General features: G+C 44.6%; 5 protein-coding genes. 3 read left to right on the forward strand and 2 right to left on the reverse strand.

What is annotated here, in order from left to right; translation table 11 throughout:
* Positions 1–194: 194 nt before the first annotated feature.
* Both V6C93_RS29920 and trpB read right to left on the reverse strand, forming a co-directional pair.
* Complete coding sequence (locus tag V6C93_RS29920) at positions 195–734, reverse strand: CAP domain-containing protein (protein ID WP_333480327.1); 540 nt, start codon at positions 732–734, stop codon at positions 195–197.
* A 143-nt stretch (positions 735–877) separates the two neighbouring features.
* Positions 878–2140: a tryptophan synthase subunit beta gene (gene trpB, locus V6C93_RS29925; protein ID WP_333480328.1), complete on the reverse strand. Its 1263-nt coding sequence runs from the start codon at positions 2138–2140 to the stop codon at positions 878–880.
* Positions 2141–2308: 168 nt separating this feature from the next.
* Here trpB and V6C93_RS29930 point away from each other — a divergent pair, with 168 nt between their 5' ends.
* The 3 genes from V6C93_RS29930 to V6C93_RS29940 all read left to right on the forward strand — a co-directional run.
* The gene (locus tag V6C93_RS29930; protein WP_333480329.1) at positions 2309–3040 is read left to right on the forward strand and encodes a DUF4388 domain-containing protein; all 732 of its coding nucleotides are present in this window, start codon (positions 2309–2311) and stop codon (positions 3038–3040) included.
* A 416-nt stretch (positions 3041–3456) separates the two neighbouring features.
* Positions 3457–3756 carry a hypothetical protein gene (locus tag V6C93_RS29935; RefSeq protein WP_333480330.1) on the forward strand — a complete coding sequence of 100 codons (300 nt, stop codon included), beginning with the start codon at positions 3457–3459 and terminating at the stop codon, positions 3754–3756.
* Positions 3757–3973: 217 nt separating this feature from the next.
* Positions 3974–4268, forward strand: a 295-nt coding sequence (locus V6C93_RS29940; protein ID WP_333480331.1) for a VOC family protein, incomplete at its 3' end; no start/stop codon positions are given.

Below are 4268 nucleotides of genomic sequence, written 5' to 3' on the forward strand. Positions count from 1 at the left end.
GAAAATCTTGCAATTCCATATCCGGGTTGAAGGTTGAACGTTGTTCGTGTAGCGTTCCCCATTCGCCATAGGCGTTCCCAAAGGGTAGGGGTAGGTTTGAAGGTTGAACGTTGAAGATTGTACTTCGCAGGAGAAAGCGAAGGATAGGATAGCCTAAAACTTTCAACCTGCTAACCTGCTAACCTTCAACCTAATTATCGGCCTTTGATGAAAACTTGCGTTAAGTAATACTCGCCCTTGGCATTTTTGCTAATGCCAATGCCGGTTAAGTTAAAATCTCCTTCCATATTCTTTCGATGACCGGGGCTTTTGATCCAACCTTCAACCGCCTGTTTGCCTGGGTTAGAGTATCCCATATTGTAAGCAACATTTTCCCCAGCTTTGCGATAAGGAATGGATTTTGCGATCGCTTTCACCCGCCCTTCAAATCCGTTATGGCTAAAAGGTACCTTACCACTCGCCATGTTCTGAGAATGAATTCTTGCCTGCTCACTAATCCGGGCATCTAATTTTAGTGGTGGCAAGTTACGAGACTGGCGATATTGATTAACCTGTTGATGAACCGACTCCTCCATTGCTGCGAACTCAGCAGGCTTTGAACTTTTAGATACGGTTGAAGTTGGTGTACGTTCGGATGGGAGAGATTGACCGATAATCATAGAGGAATCGCAGCTACTCAGTCCAGCAGCAAGAACGAGTAGTCCGAAAATTAACTTTGTTAAACGTTTTTCCATTTCGAGCAGTAGATAAAGTTAGCAGCGTCCACCTGTGACAATACATAGGTACTACCCACTCTCCTACTCTAGCGTTCTCCGTTGTACGGTTTTCTGGTTGTAGTAAGCGCTTCAGCGCTTACTACAAAATGTCTTTACGTCCTTCAATCCCCAGTCTCCAAGTTAATGAACTTAGCTACTGTCTGAACATCCTTATCACCGCGCCCCGAACAATTAATCACAATGCGGGGACTACCCGTAAGTTGGGGACACAGAGTTTCTAGATATGCGATCGCATGAGCGGTTTCCAAAGCTGGGATAATTCCTTCTAACTCCGATAATCTGCGAAGTGCTGCGATCGCATCTTGGTCAGTGACTGCATAGTATTCTGCCCGACCAATATCCTTCAAATAACTATGCTCAGGACCAACACCCGGATAGTCTAGTCCCGCACTAATGGAATGTGCCTCAACCACCTGACCATCATCATCTTGCAGCAAATAACTCATGGCACCATGCAACACCCCTGGACGCCCACGAGTCAGCGTTGCCGCGTGTTTTTCCGAATCTACGCCTTCCCCTGCTGCCTCAACACCAATCAGCCGCACGCTGGATTCGTGGACAAACTCATGAAACAATCCCATCGCATTCGAGCCACCGCCCACACAAGCCAAAAGAATATCCGGCAAACCGCCCCACTTTTCCTGGCATTGTGCGCGAGTCTCTTGACCAATCACCGCATGGAAATCGCGTACCATCATCGGGTAAGGATGGGGCCCTGCCACTGAACCCAGGATGTAATGAGTGGTTTCCACATTCGTCACCCAGTCTCGAATCGCTTCTGAGGTAGCATCCTTCAGAGTACCTGTACCCGCAGAGACAGGTTGCACCGTCGCGCCCATCAGCCGCATCCGAAACACGTTGAGCGCCTGCCGTTCCATATCCTGAACGCCCATATAGACGATGCATTCCAATCCAAACCGCGCACACACCGTGGCGGTTGCTACGCCATGCTGACCCGCACCCGTCTCCGCAATAATTCGCCGCTTACCCATGCGTTTAGCCAGCAACACCTGCGCTAAGGCATTATTGATTTTGTGGGCACCCGTGTGATTTAAGTCTTCCCGTTTCAGATAAATTTGCGGGGTACTGCCATCCGGTCTGGCATAATATTCACTCAGGCGCTCAGCAAAGTACAGTGGACTGGGGCGTCCGACATAGTCTCGCAGTAACTGTTGTAGTTCCGTCTGAAAATCCGAATCATTAGAGTATTGCTGAAAAGCCTGTTCTAGCTCAAACAGAGCAGGCATCAGCGTCTCAGGCACATACTTACCGCCAAACCTGCCAAAGCGTCCTAAAGTATCGGGTTGCTGGGTTGCGGTATCGGCATTGGTTTGGGAACTATGGGAAACAGGAGTGGTGGTCACAGCAAAGACAGAGAATATAGGACAAAAACCATTATAAATCCCCGCCTCTATGAGAGCGCTTAAAGCTCGATTTGACAAAGGGTTATTGTTTTTATATCTCTTATATACCAACGAATAGAGACAATAACAGCATAAGATTTTGAGTTTTTTTATTGCAATTACACACCTATGTCTATTACAGGTTCTTTAACAGACTTTTCTTTACCAGAAATTTTTCAGTTTATCGAGAAAGGACATAAAACAGGCTTGCTGACACTTCGTACCTTGCCAGACTCTCACTCACCCTCATCAGTACATTATCTCTGGATGAACCAGGGGAGAATTGTGGCAGCGGCTAATCAATTAAATGAGCAAGGTTTAATTTCGTTGATTAATCAATACCAGTGGGTCAGCCAGCGCGTTGTTACTAAGCTGGCTCAGTTTTGTCCATCTAGTAAACCGCTAGGTTTGTATCTGAGAAGTCAAGGAGCTTTACAAGTCGAACACCTAGAACATCTATTCCAAGTTCAGGTTGTCAAGCAATTGTGTGCCATATTTGAACTCAAAGATGCTCATTTTATATTTGAACAAAATGTACCATTGCCAACGAAAGAGATGACAGGATTAAGCGTATCAACAACTATTTTAGTGCTGGTATTGCAAAAGTTAGTTGTGTTGAAAAAAATGTTTGAACTGAAAAGTTTTCAAATTGAAACTAGTCATTTTAGGCGGCAGACCGATAATTTTTGTGAGCAACTAGAATTGATTCTCGATATTGCTTTTTTTCACTCTTTAAAAATATCGTTATTTGATACCGATAATAGCTTAACTAAACTTTACCAAGTTCTTGATTTATCCGAGCGTCCCTACGATTTGCCAAAATCGCTCAGACCTCAAACCCTGTATTGTACAAGCCAGTGAACTACGGAAGGGACTTTTCCCGTGCAGCTTTCCCAGCCCAAAGACTAACTTTCTTAGTTAGTGTCCGTGCCTGCTACAGGCTCATTGGGCTACAGCTCACGTCCCTAATCAAGAAGGGTTGACGTAGGTACTAGCAGATTCAGGGCGAAATAAATCAGCTAATTAGCGTAAATTATTTGAGACAAATGGCTGAAGCAATAGCTCTTAGCAAAAGAAGACAATTTGAAATGGCTAGCCAAAAAAATTCCTAAGACTTAGCCAAAAAATCTATAGGTTGTGCAAGGACAGCCGAACTCATAAGGTTTGATGAAAATCAATCAAACCTCTCTTAGTCTATTTTTTCAACCTTGTGGGTTTTTGTAAAGCAATCCAATCTCAAAAACGAGCGCTTGTTTATAAAGATTGAAGTCAAATCAATGCAGATCCTTCACACCATTACCAAGACAGAATTCGGGTATATCCTCAAAATTTGGGAGCCCGCCAAATTAACAAAAGATAGAGTTCGCCCGTTTCTCTGGGAACTTAATCTCAGCGCCGCAACTACTGAGGAGTTTGAGCTAGTCTTAGAGCAAATCAACTTTTTACATCAATACCACAACGAGGCTCTGACAATGATTCCGTTGTTCAGTCCAGATTTAACAAAGATTGGTTTTGGTCAAGGAGATGATGAAGCCATTGGTAATGGTGAGTGTACAACCTGCTGCCTAAGCACTTAGAGTCTATCGGAAAAATCTGTGCCTGAAGTTGTGCTCGATTTCGAGGTTGTAGAGATTCGGCTTGGTATGTCTATCAAAATATTGAACATCTTAATCAAAATTCTCGCGACTGTCCAGCCTGCATTAGCATTAACCGCTCATTCCCTAACCTGGCGATCTAGGCCACAATTAATCAGAGCAACCGAATCTGCTCTGTATTGTTTCCATCAGACTAGCCATGCGGATTACTCAGTGTCTCCATGCAGCCGTTCTTGTTTCTGACCTAGAAAAGGCAGAGCATTTCTATGGCAATATTTTGGGGTTATCTAAAGTAGAGCGAACGTTTAAGTATCCTGGTGCTTGGTATCAGGTCGGAGACTTCCAGATTCACTTGATCGTAGACTCCTCAATTCAACCAAAGCTGCAAAATCATGAAAAATGGGGACGCAACCCCCATGTCGCGTTATCCGTTGCTGACTTGGATGCGGCTAAAACACAGCTATTAGCACAGGGGTACTCTCTCAAAATGAGCG

This window comes from Allocoleopsis sp., from assembly GCF_036703385.1.
In the GTDB taxonomy this organism is placed as follows: domain Bacteria; phylum Cyanobacteriota; class Cyanobacteriia; order Cyanobacteriales; family Coleofasciculaceae; genus Allocoleopsis.